This window comes from Acinetobacter sp. yr461 (assembly GCF_900110445.1).
GTDB classification, from domain to species: domain Bacteria; phylum Pseudomonadota; class Gammaproteobacteria; order Pseudomonadales; family Moraxellaceae; genus Acinetobacter; species Acinetobacter calcoaceticus.
Genome location: NZ_FODU01000001.1, coordinates 125,728 through 144,840 on the forward strand (window position 1 = coordinate 125,728; position 19,113 = coordinate 144,840).

Annotated in this window: 14 protein-coding genes; all 14 read left to right on the plus strand. The window is 36.8% G+C overall.

The features are described 5' to 3' along the window. Positions 1-15: 15 nt before the first annotated feature. The 14 genes from tssF (at position 16) to BMW38_RS00700 (ending at position 19,066) form a co-directional block, all read left to right on the plus strand. Positions 16-1,827, plus strand: a complete 1,812-nt coding sequence (tssF, locus tag BMW38_RS00635; RefSeq protein WP_092705426.1) for a type VI secretion system baseplate subunit TssF — start codon at positions 16-18, stop codon at positions 1,825-1,827. Then, complete coding sequence (gene tssG / locus BMW38_RS00640; protein WP_092705427.1) at positions 1,791-2,789, plus strand: type VI secretion system baseplate subunit TssG; 999 nt, start codon at positions 1,791-1,793, stop codon at positions 2,787-2,789. The genes tssF and tssG overlap by 37 nt, the downstream gene beginning before the upstream one ends. Next, a complete protein-coding gene (locus BMW38_RS00645) occupies positions 2,786-4,195 on the plus strand; it encodes a hypothetical protein (protein WP_092705428.1) in 1,410 nt (469 codons plus the stop codon). The genes tssG and BMW38_RS00645 overlap by 4 nt, the downstream gene beginning before the upstream one ends. Positions 4,196-4,225: 30 nt before the next feature. Further along, positions 4,226-8,044, plus strand: coding sequence for a type VI secretion system membrane subunit TssM (gene tssM / locus BMW38_RS00650; protein ID WP_092705429.1), 3,819 nt, complete (start codon positions 4,226-4,228; stop codon positions 8,042-8,044). A 37-nt stretch (positions 8,045-8,081) separates the two neighbouring features. Further along, positions 8,082-9,041 carry a type VI secretion system-associated protein TagF gene (gene tagF, locus BMW38_RS00655; RefSeq protein ID WP_092705430.1) on the plus strand — a complete coding sequence of 320 codons (960 nt, stop codon included), beginning with the start codon at positions 8,082-8,084 and terminating at the stop codon, positions 9,039-9,041. Between the two features lie 2 nt (positions 9,042-9,043). Beyond that, positions 9,044-9,811 carry an OmpA family protein gene (locus tag BMW38_RS00660; RefSeq protein WP_005041646.1) on the plus strand — a complete coding sequence of 256 codons (768 nt, stop codon included), beginning with the start codon at positions 9,044-9,046 and terminating at the stop codon, positions 9,809-9,811. A gap of 16 nt (positions 9,812-9,827) precedes the next feature. Further along, positions 9,828-10,091 (plus strand): PAAR domain-containing protein, encoded by a 264-nt coding sequence (locus BMW38_RS00665; protein ID WP_003651066.1) that lies wholly within the window; start codon positions 9,828-9,830, stop codon positions 10,089-10,091. 148 nt (positions 10,092-10,239) lie between these two features. After that, entirely contained in the window at positions 10,240-12,921 is a 2,682-nt protein-coding gene (gene tssH / locus BMW38_RS00670; protein WP_092705431.1) for a type VI secretion system ATPase TssH, read from the plus strand. A 22-nt stretch (positions 12,922-12,943) separates the two neighbouring features. Further along, complete coding sequence (gene tssA / locus BMW38_RS00675) at positions 12,944-14,038, plus strand: type VI secretion system protein TssA (RefSeq protein ID WP_092705432.1); 1,095 nt, start codon at positions 12,944-12,946, stop codon at positions 14,036-14,038. Positions 14,039-14,054: 16 nt separating this feature from the next. Further along, complete coding sequence (gene tssK / locus BMW38_RS00680) at positions 14,055-15,419, plus strand: type VI secretion system baseplate subunit TssK (protein WP_092705433.1); 1,365 nt, start codon at positions 14,055-14,057, stop codon at positions 15,417-15,419. A gap of 17 nt (positions 15,420-15,436) precedes the next feature. After that, positions 15,437-16,243: a type IVB secretion system protein IcmH/DotU gene (gene icmH, locus BMW38_RS00685; RefSeq protein ID WP_092705434.1), complete on the plus strand. Its 807-nt coding sequence runs from the start codon at positions 15,437-15,439 to the stop codon at positions 16,241-16,243. Between the two features lie 12 nt (positions 16,244-16,255). Continuing rightward, the gene (locus tag BMW38_RS00690; RefSeq protein ID WP_092705435.1) at positions 16,256-16,879 is read left to right on the plus strand and encodes a hypothetical protein; all 624 of its coding nucleotides are present in this window, start codon (positions 16,256-16,258) and stop codon (positions 16,877-16,879) included. Between the two features lie 7 nt (positions 16,880-16,886). Further along, positions 16,887-17,840, plus strand: a complete 954-nt coding sequence (locus BMW38_RS00695; protein ID WP_003651080.1) for a M15 family metallopeptidase — start codon at positions 16,887-16,889, stop codon at positions 17,838-17,840. A 77-nt stretch (positions 17,841-17,917) separates the two neighbouring features. Then, complete coding sequence (locus BMW38_RS00700) at positions 17,918-19,066, plus strand: winged helix-turn-helix domain-containing protein (protein WP_092705436.1); 1,149 nt, start codon at positions 17,918-17,920, stop codon at positions 19,064-19,066. The last annotated feature ends 47 nt before the right edge of the window (positions 19,067-19,113 follow it).

The following is a 19,113-nucleotide window of genomic DNA, read 5'->3' on the forward strand; positions in this document are numbered from 1 at the left end:
CGTAGTGGGTGTGTTGTGATAGAAGAGCTTTTACCGTTTTACGAAAAACAACTACAAGAATTTGGTCAGCAATCTCGAGAATTTGCCCAAAAATATCCGAAAATTGCTCAGCGTTTATCGTTAAATCAAGAGCAAATTGATGATCCGCATATTGAGCGTCTCATACAGGCGTTTTCATTAATTGCTGCTCGCATTGATAAAAAACTTGCTGATAGTTATGACGTATTTACACGTTCTTTATTTGAGGTGATGTTTCCTCAATACTTACGACACTTTCCAGCTTGTTCGGTGGTAAGTTTCGAAGATATAAATAAAATCAAACAGCTCACAGAAGCACATATTGTTCCTCCACACACAGTCTTGAAGTCTCGCAGTTTTAAAGGTGTTCAGTGTGAGTTTAATACCACGCAAGAAATCAAATTACTCCCGATAGTTTTGCAAGCGCTAGAGTTTAAAAGTACACCTAGTGCACATATGCATTTAAGTCAAAATGCGACTTTAAGTTTTAAGTTTGAAATTTTTAATCATGCTCATTTATGTTTAGTAAATGAAAAACTTCCTATTTATTTAGATGCAATTTCTAATTTTCCGCTTCAAGTACTAGACAGTATTTTTAAGAAGGGAACAACTTTTGCCATCAGAATAGGGCAGAAAGTTGTAGCGCTGGATAAAAATCCATTTGAGCTAACTGGTTTTTTAGAACAAGAAAGTTTATTACCACTCGATCAGCATACTCATCATGCGTATCGTTTGCTCATGGAGTATTTCTGTTTTCCTGAAAAATTCAATTATCTTAAGCTAGATTTAGACTTTTTAAAGAATCTATCTCTAGAAGAGAGTGATTTTGAACTGCTTATCTATTTTAAATTAAATTTAAATGATCAAGCCGTAGTTCGAAATTATTCTGAATTAAATGTCGCTAATTTTAAATTGTTTACTACACCAGTCATTAATTTATTTGAAAAATATGCTGAACCTCAAAAGGTCGTACACAAGCAATTAGAATATCCGTTAATTACAGATGCACATCATCCTGAGTTTTATCAAGTCTATTCAATTACTGAAATGAATATGGTGCGTGAAAAAACCAGTCACGAAGAAAGCTATGTTCCAGTGCTGCCTTTTTTTGCGATGAGCCACTACCATGCAGACAAGGCTCGCTTTTTCTATTCAGTAAACTATCAAAAGTTACAGCCCAATTTCGTCGAAATGGGTTATTCAATTATTTCTAAAAATTTAAATCCTTCTTCAACACGTTCAGATTTTATTAGTACAAAATTATTATGTTCAAATCGTGACTTGCCACATGAAGCATTAGGGCAGTCTAATAATATATTAAACTTAAATGATAGTAGTCTGGCCAGACGTGCGATTGTTTTAAAAAGACCCACTAAACCTTATCAATTTGGACAAAGCCAGACTGAGCAGTGGCGTGTCATTTCACACCTTTCATTAAATATTTTAGCTTTAATGAAAGGTGATGCCGTATCTCATATTAAAGAGTTACTTGCTTTATATAACTTACCGTTATCAAAAGAAAATTATCTAATTATTGAATCAATTAAACATCTTGAATTTTCACTTACTCACAAACTGGTAGATGGTAAACCATTCCCAATGTTTGTAAGGGGCGTAAAGGCCGAGTTACAAATTGATTCATCTGTATTCAGAGGGCATAGCCTATACATTTTTAGCCAATTGTTAAGTCGTGTTTTTAATTTAAAGGTCCAAATTAATAGTTTTGTTGATTTGGTTGTTAAGGATTATTCATCTCAGCAGGAGTTATACCAATGCAGTCAGAACGTTGGTGGCAAGACTCTTCTATAACAGCTGAGCTGTTTACCAAGCCAAAGTCTTTTGAATTTATTCAAGCAACACGTCTATTAAGGCACGATTCAAGTCGTGCGGTTGGTTCATCTTGGAGTGATCATTTCAAGTTTGAGACATCCTTTAATTTAAATTTTCCTGCTACAGAAATTGAAAATTTAGAATTAACGGATGAGCGGATTTATATCACGAATTTAATCGTTGGTCTTACAGGTATACAAGGTGCTTTACCTTATACATATACGAATAAGATTAAACAGGCCCCACGTCAGCAAAGAGCTGAAACTAAAGAGTTTCTGAGCTTATTTAACCATAAGCTTACTGCTCAATATGTAGAGTCCAGCATTACATATAATTTACCGATTCGATATGAGACTGAGTATAAAAACGATTATTTAGATATTCTGCATGCATTGAATGGCTATGTGCGCTCCCAACATCAGCAAACAGAGCTTGATGACTATTTTGCAGAGTTTTCTGGATTAATGCAGGGCCAGAATAATACAGTTCATGCATTAAAAACGATGCTGTCCTGTATTTTTAAGCATGAAATTACGATTAAAGAGTTTATACAAGAATCTTTTAAGTTGGCGAGTGATCAATTAACAACTTTAGGTGGAGGTCAGCCGAGCTTACTTGGCATTAATACGTTTTGTGGGGAAACCATTCAGCAAATTGATGGAAAAATTGAAATTCAGATTGGACCACTAAAGCGTCAGCAATATTTAAATTTCCTCCCAAATCAAGAGTTGAGTTTAAAACTAAAAAAAATTGTAGAAACGTGGTGTAGTCCAACTTTATCGATAGATCTGCGGCTCGTATTAGATGAGTCAGAAATACAACCTATTTGCTTAACTAAGAATAACCAGAACGGTTTAGGGCAGGGTTCTTTTCTCATATCACGACAACCAAAAGTACATAGTCATGAAACTTGCTATAGCCTTATTGGAGAGAGAATGTGATTAAAAAAATATTACTCTCATTTATTGCTATTTTTACAGTGGTTAGTGGATTTATTATTTTCTATTGGCGTGACGTTCAATATAACCCTGATAAAGGTGATTTTTTTCTTTATTTCTTATTATTGCCAGCAATTATTACATTGGTGATCTTATCGCCTTGGTTAATTTATAGTGCCTATAAAACTTACAAAGATAAAAAAGAACAATCTATAAATCAAAATAAAGACGATGCTAATCAAAAGCAAACCACTGTAATTGACGCACCACTCGAACAGTTAGATTTTAATATTTACTCTGCTTTTGCAGTACATGCATTAGGTGAGAATGAAACAATTATTGAGCAGTTACAAAACTTCAAAAGCCCAGAGTTAGACAATCAACTGTTAAATTCTTACGGGTTGCCTCTATTATCTTATCGTATTAAAGACTTGGATGAAGACAATCATGAGGAGAGTGATTACTCATCTCCACGACAAGTTCGTATGATGTCATTAATAAAACAGCAACTAGAACAAAATATAGAAAATTTATATCTTCTTGCAGAGCATTTAAAACGTTCGACTTTATTTTATGAGTCGCAACAATCTCGTGAATATCATATGCATCCGGCATGGGTTGATCCCGAGTCTGAATATGATGATGTTGAAATGCCTGTAGTCGAAGTTTACCGTTTAAATCGTTTAAATTTACATATCCTTCTTTCGGAGGATTTACTACATATCTGGAATGATGATCAAAGTAATGAATTAATTTTAGAATTCTTTGCTGAGATTGGTATTGCTCCGCAAAAGGTTCATATTGAATATCATTTTTTTGGAGAGCAATTAGCTTATCAAGAGTTGATACACTTATTAAAAGGTATTCATAAAAGAGAGCATGAGATGTTCTTTTTAGTCGTCGCCGATTCAGAAGTTGATCAAGATCTAGTCGATGAAAAATCTTGGATGATTAAAGATTATATTCCTGCTGAATTTGCAGCAAGCTGTTTACTCGCAGATCCTTTAGTAAAAATTCAAGAATTAGAGCCTACTAAAGCACTGAAAGTGGTTGTGGGCCAACAAGATACAGCGAAGCTTTTTAATAACTTTGAATTTAATGATTTACCTCAGCATGAGGGTGAGGAACCTTATGTGCTGATATTGTCAGATCAGACGGATATAAAAGTTTCGAAGAAATTGCAGCAACACTTTCTTAAAACACCTGTAGAACCGCATCACTATATTTATGTGAAATCTTCATTAGGGCATACCCAACATTTAGCTGATATTTATGGCTTTATGCTAAGTATGCATTTCCCTGAACATATCATTCCTTTTGTCTTTGGTGAAAATACGGTGTCAGCACATACGTTTGTGCAGCATGTCACCGAAAATTCAGAAGATGATGTGATGGTGTTGAATAACTAATTTAAACTTTGGACTTAGAACGAGAATAGAATGCATACAATTTTAGGCTACTTGTGGCAGTACATCACGAATCCTAAAGCAATTATCGCCTTGTCATTGTTCGTGGCATTGATGTCTTCATATACTTCAATTCCCCGTCATATATTCTGGGCTTTAGCGACTGCCTATGCTTTGGGTCTTATTGTTTATGGTATCTATTGGCTTATTCAACGAAGAAAACATGCTGCTCAAGGTGAAGAGTTAGCTGAAGCGATTGAAAAAGATAATCAAGCTGAGTACGGAAAAAATAAAGATAAAGAAGAGCTTCAGCTTGTTAATCAACAAATGAAAGAATCAATTCAACTGATTCGTAAATCTAAGTTGGGTGATAAAAAAGGGAATGCTGCACTTTATGAACTTCCTTGGTATATGGTTATTGGTAACCCCGCTGCAGGTAAAAGTTCAGCTATCTATAATTCGGGTTTAAAGTTTCCATTCGAAGAAACGCATCAGAAAATGGTATCTGCTGGGTTAAGTGGTACTCGAAATTGTGACTGGTTTTTCTCTACAGAAGGTATTTTACTCGATACAGCTGGTCGTTATTCTGTTTATAGCGAAGATCATTCTGAGTGGTTAGGTTTCTTAAATATTCTAAAAAAGAACCGTTCTAAAGCTCCTGTCAATGGTTTGATTTTAATTGTCAGTATTGCTGAGCTGATTAGTCAAAGTCCTGAAAATTCGTTAAAGCTTGCTAAAAATTTACGTGCTCGTATTCAAGATTTAACTGAGCGTTTAGAAGTGGTTGTGCCTGTCTATTTAGTCTTTTCAAAGATGGATTTGATTGCAGGTTTTACAGAGTTTTTTGAATTTTATGAAGCTCAGGAATATAACCAAGCTTGGGGTGCGACTCTTCCTTATGAACAGAGTTCCTCCCACAATGCCGTAGATTTATTCGAGAAACATTACAATATTCTTTACGATGGTTTAAAAGGGGTAAGTTCGACTCATTTAAGTCGCTGCCATTCGCAGAATATTTCTCCAAGTGTAATGACTTTTCCATTAGAATTTAAAACATTAAAACCAGCTTTAAAAAGCTTTATTGCGACACTTTTTGAAGATAATCCATATCAATTTCAACCAGTTTTCCGTGGATTCTACTTCACTAGTGCTTTGCAGGAAGGTGTCATTGAAAGTCCAATGACTGAGCAAATTGCACAAGAATTCCAGCTTACTCAAATTGCTCAAAGTGATTTAAAAGATCATTCAAAAATTACCCCTAACCACGGTTATTTTTTAAATGGTCTATTTTCAGATGTTATTTTAAAAGATAAAGATCTTGTTAAGCAGCATGTAAATGCTGGTAGAAAACGTCAGCGTTACATTGCATTTATTGGCGCTTTGGCGGGTGTTTCAATTATTCTGGGTGTTTGGGTTTGGTCATATCGCAATAACCAGCAATTGATTGGTGAAGTTCAAGCAGATTTAAATAAAGTTGTTCAATTAGAAAAATCTTCAGGCCAGCAATTATCAACCCAGTTAGAAGCTTTACTTATTCTTCAAAGACGTCTACAGCAGTTAGATGAGTTTGATGAAAATAGACCACTTAAGTTTAGTTTTGGTTTATATCAGGGCAACGAACTTCGTGAAAAACTAAAAGCGGAATATTTAAAAGGCGTTAAGCAAATTGTTTTAACACCGACACAGCAAAATATTGCTCAATATTTGCAACGCGTAAAAAATAATGAAGCAACATTAAAAGCCAATCATACGAATGTTGAAATTAAACAAACTGCTCAGTCTCAACAATATTTGGAACCTTCAGATACAAATCCTCAAGATGCTTACAATGCATTAAAAGCATATTTAATGATGAGTAATCCACAGTATATGGATGCAAGTCATTTAAGCGATCAGGTTACGCGTTTCTGGCGTTCTTGGCTTGATGCCAATAAGGGCCAAATGCCACGTGCAGATATGATTCAGGAAGCTGAACAGATCTTGTCATATGCAATGACTTTAGCAAATGATAAACAATTTCCAATTTTAGATGCAGATTCGCAAATTGTTGATCAAACACGTCAAGTGTTGCTCTCTGTTGTCAGAGGAATGCCTGCGCGTGATCGTGTTTATAACGAAATAAAAATGCGTGCTGCGGTACGTTTCCCTGCGCTTACTGTAAGTCAAATTGTGGGTGAGGCAAATAAAAATGTTGTATTGGGTAGTTATGCATTGCCTGGTGTATTTACCCAAAAAGCATGGAATGACTATGTAGAAAAGGCGATTGAAGAAGCGGCAGATAAGCCAACAGATAGTAAAGACTGGGTGCTAAATAGCCGTCAATCTGATGATTTAACTTTCTCAGGCAGCCCTGAACAAATTAGAAAGCAACTGACAGCACTCTATAAGCAAGAATATATTGCAGAATGGAGAAAATTCTTAAGTGGTATTCATTATGCTAAAGCTGGCCAATTTGCCCAGCAAGTAAAAAATATTGATGTTTTAGGTGAGCCACAGAACTCTCCGATTCGTACCTTAATTGAAAGAGTGGCAATCGAAACAAACTGGGATAATCCAGTTGTGCAAGCAGAACTCGCAGCTCCACAAAAAGGATTTGTTGCGTGGTTTAAACGTAAAGTTTTAAATCATGATGATAAGGTTGCCAATCAAGTTGCAACAAATGCTCAGGGCGCTATTTCTCAAGAATATCAAATGTTCTATCAGTTGGTTCGCAAACGCGATGATCAACAAGGTAAATCATTACTTGATGAATATATGACAAATTTAGCTCTAGTTCGTAGCAAGTTTAACGAGCTTAAGAATGCAGGTGAAGTTGGGCCTAATGCGATGACATTAGTCAAGCAAACCCTTAATGAGCAAACTTCTGTATTTAACCAGACGCAAAAAATTGTAGATGAAAAAATGGCGGTTGGTTTCAATGAAATTGATCAGCGATTACTACAAAAATTGGTAGTTAGTCCACTTACGCAGGCTTTTGAAAGTTTAATTACACCGACACAAGACGAAATTAATAAATTGTGGGTAATGCAAGCTTATCAACCATTTACAGCAAATCTTGCTAAGAAATATCCATTTAACTCATCAGCTTCTTTGCAAGCGACAAGCAGTGAAATTGGTCAAATCTTGGGTGAGAATGGTAGTATTTCACGCTTTGTAAAAGAAAGCCTTGATCCATTTGTGATCCGTCGTGGTTATACGTTAACGTCTAAAACATGGAAGGATTTAGGAATTAGTTTAAATCCTCAATTCGTCATGAATTTCCAAAGATACGTTACTCCAGCGAATGGTATGGCAACAGGTGAGTTGAATGCTCAAGCTCCAGCAGCACCAGCAACCAACCAATCGAACTTCCAGTTCTACCCAATTCCAAATCCACAATTGCTTTCATATACCGTTGATATTGATGGTCAGCGTATGACTTATGAAAATGGTGTGCAGCAGTGGGTTAACTTTATTTGGCCAAATCAAGGCAGTATTCCAGGTGCTCGTATTACTGCAGTAGATTTACAAGGTCAAACGCACACGATTTTTGATGAGCCAGGTGAATATGGTATTAACCGTTTAATTGATAGTGCTCAACGTAAAGAACAAAATGGCGGATTTGAAATGCTTTGGCGTAGTAAGACCGACCCATCAATATTTGTAAAAATGAATTTCCGTCTAATCAGCAGTAATTCAGGCAGCATTGGTTCAAGCCGTGGTTATGCAGGTATGCAACTGGTTGATAAAGTCACTGCCGATAAAGCAGCTCGAGTGGTGTCTGCTCAGCAGGCGCCAGCTCAAGTGGCTCCAGCAAAAACAGAAAATCCTGTTGCAGCACTCGCTCAGCCTTCTGTGGGAGTTAAACCATGACATGGAAAATAACCTCTATGCGAAAGGAGGAGCAATAATGCAAACATTAAAAACAACTCCTTTGTATTACGGCAAAAGTCCTGCACGAGGCGACTTTTTAAAAACAAAAGGTCAGAATGCTCTAATACAGTTGCTTGATCAGTGGATTACTGAAGCATTGGAATATGCGATGCAATCGGGCAGCTTTAAAGAAGCTTATAGCACGTTGCCTTCTCTGGATTTCTTCATTGCCAACCCGAAAGAAAATATGTTTTTGGTTGCGAACTTACTCGCAAGTGAAGATAGTTCAGGTCGATCTTTTCCAATGGTGCTGAGCCATTTATTAGAAATTGATTTACCGTATGATAATTTGTTATATGCACCATATAGCTATAAACATGTACTTGTTGATTTATTTCAAAACAATCGCGCTTTAAAAGGCATTAAAGATTCAGATTTGTTACTTGGAAAATTAGGTCACTTACAAAATCAAATTCAAGTTTTAACTGAACGAGAGTGTGTAGGTTTCTATGAAAATCATACGATGCACTCATTTTCTCAGTTAATGAAGTTAAGTATTTATGAGTTAGCGCAAAGTATGATTGGGCTGGGATTATTGCTACAGCCAATTTTACAAAATGGAACCAGCCGCTTAAATAAAGTTTTAATTTTGCCTATTAATAATCCTGCTTACAGTTATGAAATAGCAGCTTTTTGGGTCAGTATTATTTGCCGTTTTTTAAAGGAGCATAATACTGAGGTACTCATAGGCTTGTTACATCGAGAGCAACCTGTATTATTCTTCGGTTTTCAAGGTGCTGATATTTTAGCCCTTAGCGATATTTTTACTCAGAATATGGATAGTAAACATTGGGTTTCTTTAATAGAAGCTCAGTGGATTGATACTTATTTGGAGCAAAATGCTGGTTTAGCTACGCTAGAACAATCATTATGCCAACGCCAATTAAGTTTAAATCAAGGCTTAAAACTATTTAGACAGACTTTTTTGGGTGAATAATAATGAATCAACGATATCAAACTAAACTTTCACAGCTCATAAAAGGCTGTTTTATCTATGCCGTTGCTAATTATGCTTTGGCTCAGCCCATTGTTGTAGAAGGTGTAGTTCCTAACGAGGCTAGTAAACAGGCTATCTTATTAAAAATGCAGTCTGTTTACGGTGCAGATCAGGTTGTAGATAAAATACAAGTTAGACCGGTAGCTGCTCCAAATGGATGGAGTGATTCTGTTACACGAGTCATTACACCTGATCTTAAAAAAGTCTCGCAAGGTAAGTTAAGCGTAAACGGTACTCGATTTGAGTTGAGTGGAAAAATGCTGAATCCAGCAGATATTCAGCCGACCATTCAGTCTTTTCAAGGGTTAGTTCAGCCTCCGTATCAACTGTATTCACAGTTATCAGTCAATCAAGCTGAACAGAAAATTATTGATGATGCACTTAAAAATCGAATTATTGAGTTTGAATCTGGCAGTGCAGTGTTAACTGATGCCGGTCAAAAAATTCTAGATGAGATGGCTGTTGCTTTAAATAAAGTAGGCGGCAAAAAAGTCAAAATTGTAGGGCATACAGATAGTTCTGGCGATGCGACTAAAAACTTAAAACTTAGCCAAGATCGAGCATTGGCAGTGAAAAACTATTTGATTAGTAAGAGTATTCCGGCAGACCATTTATCTGCGGAAGGTTTAGGTTCTTCTAAACCAGTCGCAGATAATACTTCTCCAGAAGGAAGAAAGAAAAACCGTCGAATTGAGTTTACCGTTCTATAAATATAAGGAGAAGAACATGGCTAGCCCTTACATTACGATTGGATGCCCAACCACAGGTGGAGGGCAAGTCATTTCTGGTAATAGTACGTTTTTAATTGATGGAATTGCAATTGCGTGTGTAGGAGACAAGGCAACTTGTCCGTTACACAAAACGGTTTCTACGATTGTATCGGGAGATCCGAATATGCTTGTTATGGGAAAATCTGGAGCGCGCGTAAATGATTCATTATCATGCGGTTGTAAATTATTACCAAAACAGAGTTTAGTTAATCAAGGATAAGGGTAGAGATATTTTTATATAGATATAAATATCTACTAGAACATATTAACGCTTGAAATAATGAGTAGTTTGTCTGATAAAGCTGAATTTTGTTAATATACAGACATTATGATTTTAAGCATTAAATTATTTAAAAATATTGAGAGTAATGATGAGTAATTTAAAAATTTTAATTACAAAACTTTCTACAGTTGCGCGTACTGCTTTAGAAAAATCGGCTAATGCTTGTGTTATTCAACAAAATTACGAAATTGAAATTGAACATTTATTTTTAGAGTTACTTAATCAGTCTCTAGAGAATGATTTAAAAATTTTATTAAAGAAATATAAAATTTCACCTGAAGCTTTAGCTGATGATTTAAAAGAAACTATATCTCAATTACCTAAAGGTAATAATCGAACTCCTATTTTTGCTAAATCAATCGTTCGTTTGTTCGAACAAGCTTGGTTATTGGCTTCAGCTGAGCAAAATCCAGTCATGCGTAGTGGTCATTTATTAGTTGCGTTATTAACTGCACCTGATTTATATCAAATTGCGACTCGTGCTTCGAGTTTATTTGATCTTTTACCAATTGATTCAATGAAACATAAGTTTCTTGAAATTTGTGAGAAGAGTGTTGAACAACAAGATGAAACAAAAACACCTTCTGGTGAAGCTGAAGCAACAGAAACGACTGTAGCGAATACCAAAACTGCTAAAACACCAGCACTTGATCAATATACGATTAATCTCACTGAAAAAGCGAAACAAGGCGGTATAGATCCGGTTATTGGGCGTGAATATGAAATTCGATTAATGCTCGATATTTTAATGCGTAGACGCCAAAATAACCCGATCTTAACTGGAGAACCAGGGGTTGGTAAAACAGCGGTGGTCGAAGGTTTAGCCTTAAAGATTGCTCAAGGTTTAGTGCCTAACGCCCTAAAAAATGTCCATTTACATGTGCTGGATATGGGGCTGTTACAGGCTGGCGCAAGTGTTAAAGGCGAGTTTGAAAATCGTTTAAAACAAGTGATTCAAGAAGTTCAAGCTTCTGCTCATCCTATTATTTTATTTATTGATGAAGCGCATACTTTAATTGGTGCAGGCGGACAAGCAGGGCAAAATGATGCTGCGAATCTTTTAAAACCGGCACTTGCACGTGGTGAGTTGCGCACGATTGCTGCAACAACATGGGCTGAATACAAACAATATTTTGAAAAAGATGCTGCATTGAGTCGACGTTTTCAGGTGGTAAAAATAGAAGAGCCAACTGAAGATGTTGCCGTTGATATGTTACGGGCAATGATTCCTGTGATGCAGCAGCACTTTAATCTACAAATTGATGATGAGGCGATTGTTACGGCGGTTCATTCTTCACATCGATATATTAGTGGTCGTCAACTTCCGGATAAAGCAGTGAGTGTGCTTGATACAGCAGCAGCACGTGTGGCTTTGACTCAAAATGCACAACCGGTAAAGCTTGACCAGTTAAAGGCTCAAGAGCATAACTTAAAGCTTGAACAGCAAATTTTAGAAAATGAGCATCGTCAGATTCCAATTCATCATGAACGATTGGAAATTTTAAAAGTCAATTTAGAATCTTTGCAAAAAGAGATTCATGAAACCCAAGAGCAGTGGCAAAAAGAATTAGAACTTGTTCATAAAATTCAGGAATTAGAAGCACAGAATCATTCTAATGAATCTGAAGCTTATGACCAGATCAATCTACGGCGTAAAGATCTTGCTGATATTCAAGGCCAGCAACCATTAGTATTTGAAAGAGTAAACTCTCAAATCATTAATGAAATTATTTCTGATTGGACCGGTATTCCTGTTGGGAAAATGGTGAATGATGAAATTAAACAGATATTAACGCTTGAAGATAAATTGGGCGAGCGTGTAATGGGTCAAGATTATGCACTCACACAATTAGTTCAGGGCATTAAAACTTCAAAAGCAAGACTTGAAGATCCGAATAAGCCACAAGGTGTATTTCTTTTGGTTGGGCCAAGTGGTGTAGGTAAAACTGAAACTGCACTAACGTTGGCAAATGAATTATATGGTGGTGAGCAGCATTTAATTACCATCAATATGTCTGAATATCAGGAAGCCCATACTGTATCTTCGCTTAAAGGTGCACCTCCTGGATATGTGGGATATGGTCAAGGCGGTGTTTTAACAGAAGCTGTTCGCCGTAACCCTTACAGTGTTGTGTTGCTTGATGAAATTGAAAAAGCACATAGTGATGTTCAGGAACTGTTCTATCAAGTATTCGATAAAGGTACGTTAGAAGATGGTGAAGGACGAGTAATTGACTTTAAAAACACCACTATTTTGTTGACTTCAAATGCTGGCTCAAGCGCGATTATGCAAGCGTGCTTAAATACGCCTGTAGAAGAATGGCCTACAGCTGAAGAGTTGATTGACCATTTAAAACCAAGTTTATACAAGCAATTCAAGCCTGCATTTTTAGGTCGCATGAGAATGGTGCCATATTTCCCATTGCATGATGATTTACTCGTACGAATCATTAAACATAAGCTAGGCAAGATCACAGCAAGAATTGAGAAACAATACGGTACACAAGTCCAATATTCTGATGATTTGGTAGAGTTGCTCTTAAGCCGCTGTACAGAAGTCGATAGTGGTGCTCGTAACGTCGATAATATTTTAAATTCTACGGTGTTACCTGCATTGGCTACAGAAATTTTGGTGGCTTTGGCAGAGCAAAAATTGCCAAAAATTATCATGATTGATGCTAAAGATGACGAAATTCAATATTTACTAGATCCAGTTGCAAAAGCTGCTAAAAAAAGGACGAGTAAAAAGTTGAAGTCAGAAGTTTAAAATTGAATAGAGCTAAAATTAGATGAATATTGATATTTCTGAACTACTTGAACCCATTAGTGATAGTTTGCCTTGTGGTGACGACTTTTCGTTTTCTAATGAATTTCATGAAATAAAAAAAGCGAAGACACAAGATGATCTATTGCTAGATCAAGGTGATTGGGTTGCTGAGCGTAAACAAGCCGATTGGGACTTTGTATCAAATAAAACGAGCGTTTTGCTAAAAGAGAATACAAAAGATATTCGTCTATTAACTTGGCTCTTAGAAGCTTGGACTCATCTTTATGGTTTTGATGGTATGGCTAAAGGTTTAACTCTAAGTCATACCATGTTGAATCAATATTGGCAGGAAATTCACCCTGTTATCGAAGATGATGACTTAGATCAACGCATTGGTTTATTACAGGGTTTAATTAATCAACTTCCGATGTTGTTAAAGAAAGTTTCTTTAAACAATACAGCTCCTTATTATAATTTGCTTGATTACGATAATTTTCTATATCACGAAAATGTTCGTCGTAAACAGACTGAAGATTACGATAGTCAGTCGGGACCATCGGAGTTAGAGCAATTCGATCAAGCTATTTTTAATACGTCTAAAACTTTTCAATATTCTAATTATCAAGATTTTAGTTCAGTCTTAACTGAATGGGATGTTTTAAAGCAAACCCTTGATCATTTAATGGGACTAGATTCGCCGAGTTTTGGTGCAATTGATTCAGCATTTGAAACCATTCACAGCACATTACGCAAGATTTATAAAGCAGAAGCTTTTGGTACTGGGCTTGCGCCAACCCAAGAGCAGGCGACAGTCATCACGAGCTCATCTATGGAAAATCAAGTGCCTGTACAAGTTGTTTCAGATCAGCCTGCTTTTCAGCCTCAAGCTCACACACACTTGGCTAACCGTGAGCAAGCAATGAAAGTGCTGCAAGAAATCGCGGATTACTTTCAAGCAAATGAGCCTCATAGCCCTGTGAGTTATATGCTTCAAAAAACCATTAAATGGAGTCAAATGCCGTTACATGAATGGCTAGCACAAGTCATTAAAGATGAGCATCCATTGCAAATGGTTCAGGAAATGTTAGGTGTACAGCCTAAAAATGAATACGAATAAAGATTGGTAAAGACATATGTTTAAAGCTGAAAAAGTCCTTTGGGGCGAAGGTTTATTTTTAAGACCTCAACATTTCCAAATACAAGATACCTATCATGAACAACGGTTGAATCATACGGTTAGAGCAGTTGTGCCTTTTTCGTATGGTATTCAGAAATTAAATTTCGATGAGGCTCAATTGAGCACACATATTCTTGCTCTTGAGTCTGTAGAGATGATCTGGCAAGACGGAGAAATTTATCAGGCTCCTGCTTACGATTTATTGCCTGAGCCAATTTTATTGGATGATCTTAATTTACGTGGTGAGATGCTAATCTATTTAGCATTACCACTGTTACAAGCAAATAAGCAAAATCTAATTGATCAAAACCAAGCGCAAAAGGGCAGATATCAATCTCACCTTGTCGAAACGCATGACCTATTTACTAATGCAACCGAAGCAGATATTAGTTTGCTACGCCGTCGTTCTGTTTTTAAACTATTAGATGTACATAGTAATCCTGACCATAATTTAGATGGTTTCTTATATCTGCCTATTGGAAAAATTAAGCGTCAAAGCTCAGGTGCTTTTGAAATTGATCGAAAATTTATTCCACCAATTTTGCATGTGGATGCCTCTGAAACACTGATTTCAAATTTAAAAAGAACACTGAACGTTATTAAGGCAAAAATTAAGACAATTCAAACCAATAACCGAGAAAATGAACAGAAATTAATTGAATTCCGTTCTGGTGATATTGTTTCATTCTGGTTAGTGAATGCATTAAATACAGCTCATGCTGGTCTAAATCATTTTGTGCAATATCCACAAATCCATCCAGAGCGTTTGTTCTTTGAATTATTGCGTTTAGCAGGTTCATTATTAACTTTCTCGACGGCCTATGATGTCGATCAATTACCTGCCTATAAACACCATAATTTACAAGAAAGTTTTTCGCAGTTAGATACGATTTTGCGTGATTTACTCGATACGATTATTTCGAGTCGTTACATCAGCATTGCACTTAAAGAAATCCGTCCTTCATATTGGGTGGGAAGTCTTGAGACCGATAAGATTACTCGAGACACTCGACTTTATATTGCAGTATCAAGTAGCGCAATGCAGACACATGAGTTGATCCAGATTGTACCTTTACGATTCAAAATCGGTAGTACTTTAGATGTCGAGCAACGTGTGGTTGCTGCATTGCCTGCAATTCCATTGCATCACTTAATTCAAGTTCCAACTGCTATCCCTGTACGCTCTGGTGTGAGCTATTTTGAAATTGAACCGCACCACGAGCTATACCAACGCATGTTAGATTCAGAGACGATTTGTATTTATGTTCCAGCTGGCTTCCAAGATATCAGTATTGAACTGATTGCGGTCATGAACGCTTAACGATAAAGGAGAGAAAAATGTCACAATCCACAGGTGCTCCTTCTTTATTTGATGATGGGCAAATTGGAACGGGTGGAAATAATAATAGCCAGTCTCAAGCAAAACTACAGGCAATCAATCTTATTGACTTATTGCATGATGGTTTTTATTTAGTTTTTTTGATTCGAAATCAGTATGTGCCGGCAGATGCTCAGCAGTTTCGTGAAAAAATCTTAAATTTACTCAATCAATTTGAGCAACAAGCCAAAAAGTTGCAATTTTCAGCCGATGATATTCATGATGCTAAATATGCATTCTGTGCTTTGATTGATGAAACGATCGTAACGCAACAAGATGCGAGTTATTTTAATTTGCAAAATGCTTGGTTGATTAGTCCATTGCAATTGAGCTTGTTTGGTTCTCAATTAGCTGGTTATCGCTTCTTTGAAATATTGGAGCAATTACGTAGCCGTGGAAAAGAACGTCTAGCTGCTTTAGAAGTATTTCATTACTGCCTTTTGTTAGGTTTTCAGGGCAAGTACCGAATTGAGTCAACGGAAAGCCTGAACCATTTAGTATCACGAGTGGGTGATGAAATTGACTATTTGAAGGGGAAAAAGCTCGCATTTTCGCCGTTCTCGGCAATTCCCGATCAGATCCGAAATATTATTCATCGCGAAGTACCGTTCTTCTGGATTTTGATCTTTTTATTGATTTTTGCATTACTTACCTTTGCAGGACTAAGATTTATGCTGAACAATCAAAATGATAAAGCATTATCTAATTATCAAAATGTGATTTCTGCTCCTCAAGAGCAAGCACATATTACAATTTATTTACCTTGATGATGGTACGAAATGGCTCAGGAAAAACCAACTTCTATTCGAGTTTTACAGTCGAATAAAAAAAAGCCGAAATCACCAATACTTTATATTGTCATTGGTGTTATTGCCGGGGTGTTTGTAAGCATCTCGCTATTCCTGTTCTTGTCTCAACCGTATTCTTCAGAATCAGCAGTAATTGAGAGTAAATCAACAGAAGAACAGATTTTAAATCAAGAAACTGCTCATTCTTCTGATGAACAAAATCAGGTTGCTGTCAGTCAAGACAACGAAACAGATTCAATGAGCCGTGATGGTTTTGAACAACCTAAAGATAATGAATTAAGTAATATCTTTAAACCTGCTCAGCATAAGCCTGCTACTGTCAATCAACAGCGAGTTTCTCCATTTGACGAACAGCTCACGGGTGAAAAGAAAGTTCAGGTTGTGCCTCAACTACAGACGGGTGCAGCTAAAACGGCTCAACCGAAGGTACAGCCGGCTCAGCAAAAGCCAGTGAGTAAACCGCAACAGCAACAAGCTGCACAGGCTAAACCAGTTGTTGAGAATAAAGCTCCAGCCGAACCTGAAGTGGAGGTTGAACCACCTAAAGCATCGGTAGATATTAAAATTACACGAAGTCCTTTTGCTGTGAATTAATGAACTGATGATGATTTTTCTCATTTTCTTTTGCTTTACATGCTTGGCAATTGGTTTAGCATTTTTAATGTCTTATGAGCTAAGAAGTAAAAGCAAAGATTTTGTTTTGTCATTACTGCCACAAGGCCGTAAACAGCTTAGTCAGGTTAGACAATTTGCTCAAACAATGAATCAGGCAGCTGCGCCTGAAAAGCTACAATCCCATTGGCATTTACAACAGTGGTGGATTGTAATTGCAGGTTTTTTCTTGTTTGCCAGTATTCTAGTGTTTGCTTTCACCAGACCTATTAGCTCAACTCGAATTGAAGCTGAATATCTCAAAAAAACAGATCCTCAAATTTATGCACTTTTGAATGGTGAAATATTATCTCCACCGCCAGAAGTGGACGAAAGCTTAATTGAAGCAGCGATTGTAGAGGCCACACAACTAGAGCAACAATATTCTTCTCAAAATAGTGGCGCTATTAATTCTTCACCTATTGATAATGCGAGTTTCGATGGGCGAGCTATTTTAGATACCAGTCTAGTAGATCGTAAATGGAGCAAAATGAACCCACGCTATAAGCAGCGTTTACTCATGGTTTTTAAAATCATGAAAGAACAGTATGGTTATGAGTTGGTTTTATTAGAAGGTTATCGTAGTCCTACTCGTCAGAATATGCTGGCAGGTAATCCGAATACGACCAGAGCAAAAGGGTATCAGAGTTACCATCAATTTGGTTTGGCGGCAGATGTAGCCTTTAAACGAAATGGAAAAGTGGTTATTTCTGAAAGAGACCCGTGGGCTATGCAAGGCTATCGTTTATATGGACAAGTTGCTGAATCGGTTGGTCTTACGTGGGGCGGACGTTGGAAATCTATTCAAGATTATGGACATACCGAGTTCCGTATGCCGGGATTAAGAAAAACTCAAGAAATGGCAGAAAAACTCATTGCCGAAAGCTTGAATGATATAAATTAAAAAGAGAAAAATATGTTTACAGAACCTAAAATACAGGACATTAAAAGCGATTCAGTGATTAGCCAATTGAGCTTTCTATGACTTCATCTTTAAAACGTTTGGCTCTATTTAATCAAGGCTTAGGAAAGATTAGCCCGTTTGCAAAAGGTGTGGATGGGACTTTACAGGTTATTGAGCATTTGGGTTATGTGCAGATTGATACCATATCAGTCGTTGAGCGAGCTCATCACCATATATTGTGGAGTCGAGTGCCTGATTATGATTTAAGTCATTTAAATAATTTGGTTCGAGAGCGTCAGATTTTTGAATATTGGTATCATGCGGCGTCTTATCTTCCTATGAAAGACTACCGTTATGCACTGCCTGCCATGATGTCGGTCAGGAAAGGGGAAAGCCGTTATTTCAATAGAGGTGATCAACATCTCATGAATGAGATCTTAGCCCGCGTTCGTGCAGAAGGTAGAATTCGACTACGAGATATTGATAAGAATAATAAAAAGAGTTTGGGAAATTGGTGGAATACAGGTCCAGGTCGCCGTGCTTTTGAGCAGTTATATATGCAGGGTGACCTGATGATCTGTGAGCGTAACGGAATGGAAAAAGTCTATGATTTGACCGAACGTTGCTTACCTGAAAATATTGATTTAAGTATGCCTACGCTTTATGAATATGCGCAGTATTTATTTAATACAACGCTTCGAGCACATGGTGCATTTACATGGAAGCAATTGGTTCATTTAAAGGGAAAAGATTTAAAAGAAGCTATGCGTGTCGTGCTGAAGGAGCAGATCGACGCAGGTGTAGTATCAGCGATTAAACTTGACGATGGGCAAACTCTATATGTCGATGTAGCTGCAATAGAACAAAACGTGAATACTGATTTTGGATTAAAAATACTTTCGCCTTTCGATAACTCGCTTATTCATCGTGACCGCTTAACATCTTTATTTGAATTTGATTATCGGATCGAATGCTATGTGCCAGCGGCCAAACGGGTATTTGGTTATTTTTGCTTACCTATTCTTTATCAAGATGAGCTAGTGGGCCGCATAGATTGCAAAGCACATCGGACAGTAAAAGAGTTAGAAGTCATTAGTATACATCTCGAAAAAACAATCAAAGATAAAGAGCTTTTCTTTTTCGAATTAGAGCAAGAGATCAAGCGCTTTGCAGAGTTTAATCAATGCTCAATTATTAATGACAAAGTCATCAAGCTCATTCGCTAAGGTGTAAGCAGGGAATTATGTGGCCTTAAATAAAATATATTTAAGAT

Excerpts from the sequence above, each read along its gene's own strand:
- tssG (WP_092705427.1), top strand. The coding sequence starts at position 1,791 with ATGCAGTCAGAACGTTGGTGGCAAGACTCTTCTATAACAGCTGAGCTG.
- tssM (WP_092705429.1), top strand. The coding sequence starts at position 4,226 with ATGCATACAATTTTAGGCTACTTGTGGCAGTACATCACGAATCCTAAA.
- tagF (WP_092705430.1), top strand. The coding sequence starts at position 8,082 with ATGCAAACATTAAAAACAACTCCTTTGTATTACGGCAAAAGTCCTGCA.
- BMW38_RS00660 (WP_005041646.1), top strand. The coding sequence starts at position 9,044 with ATGAATCAACGATATCAAACTAAACTTTCACAGCTCATAAAAGGCTGT.
- BMW38_RS00665 (WP_003651066.1), top strand. The coding sequence starts at position 9,828 with ATGGCTAGCCCTTACATTACGATTGGATGCCCAACCACAGGTGGAGGG.
- tssH (WP_092705431.1), top strand. The coding sequence starts at position 10,240 with ATGATGAGTAATTTAAAAATTTTAATTACAAAACTTTCTACAGTTGCG.
- tssA (WP_092705432.1), top strand. The coding sequence starts at position 12,944 with ATGAATATTGATATTTCTGAACTACTTGAACCCATTAGTGATAGTTTG.
- tssK (WP_092705433.1), top strand. The coding sequence starts at position 14,055 with ATGTTTAAAGCTGAAAAAGTCCTTTGGGGCGAAGGTTTATTTTTAAGA.
- icmH (WP_092705434.1), top strand. The coding sequence starts at position 15,437 with ATGTCACAATCCACAGGTGCTCCTTCTTTATTTGATGATGGGCAAATT.
- BMW38_RS00690 (WP_092705435.1), top strand. The coding sequence starts at position 16,256 with ATGGCTCAGGAAAAACCAACTTCTATTCGAGTTTTACAGTCGAATAAA.
- BMW38_RS00695 (WP_003651080.1), top strand. The coding sequence starts at position 16,887 with ATGATGATTTTTCTCATTTTCTTTTGCTTTACATGCTTGGCAATTGGT.
- BMW38_RS00700 (WP_092705436.1), top strand. The coding sequence starts at position 17,918 with ATGACTTCATCTTTAAAACGTTTGGCTCTATTTAATCAAGGCTTAGGA.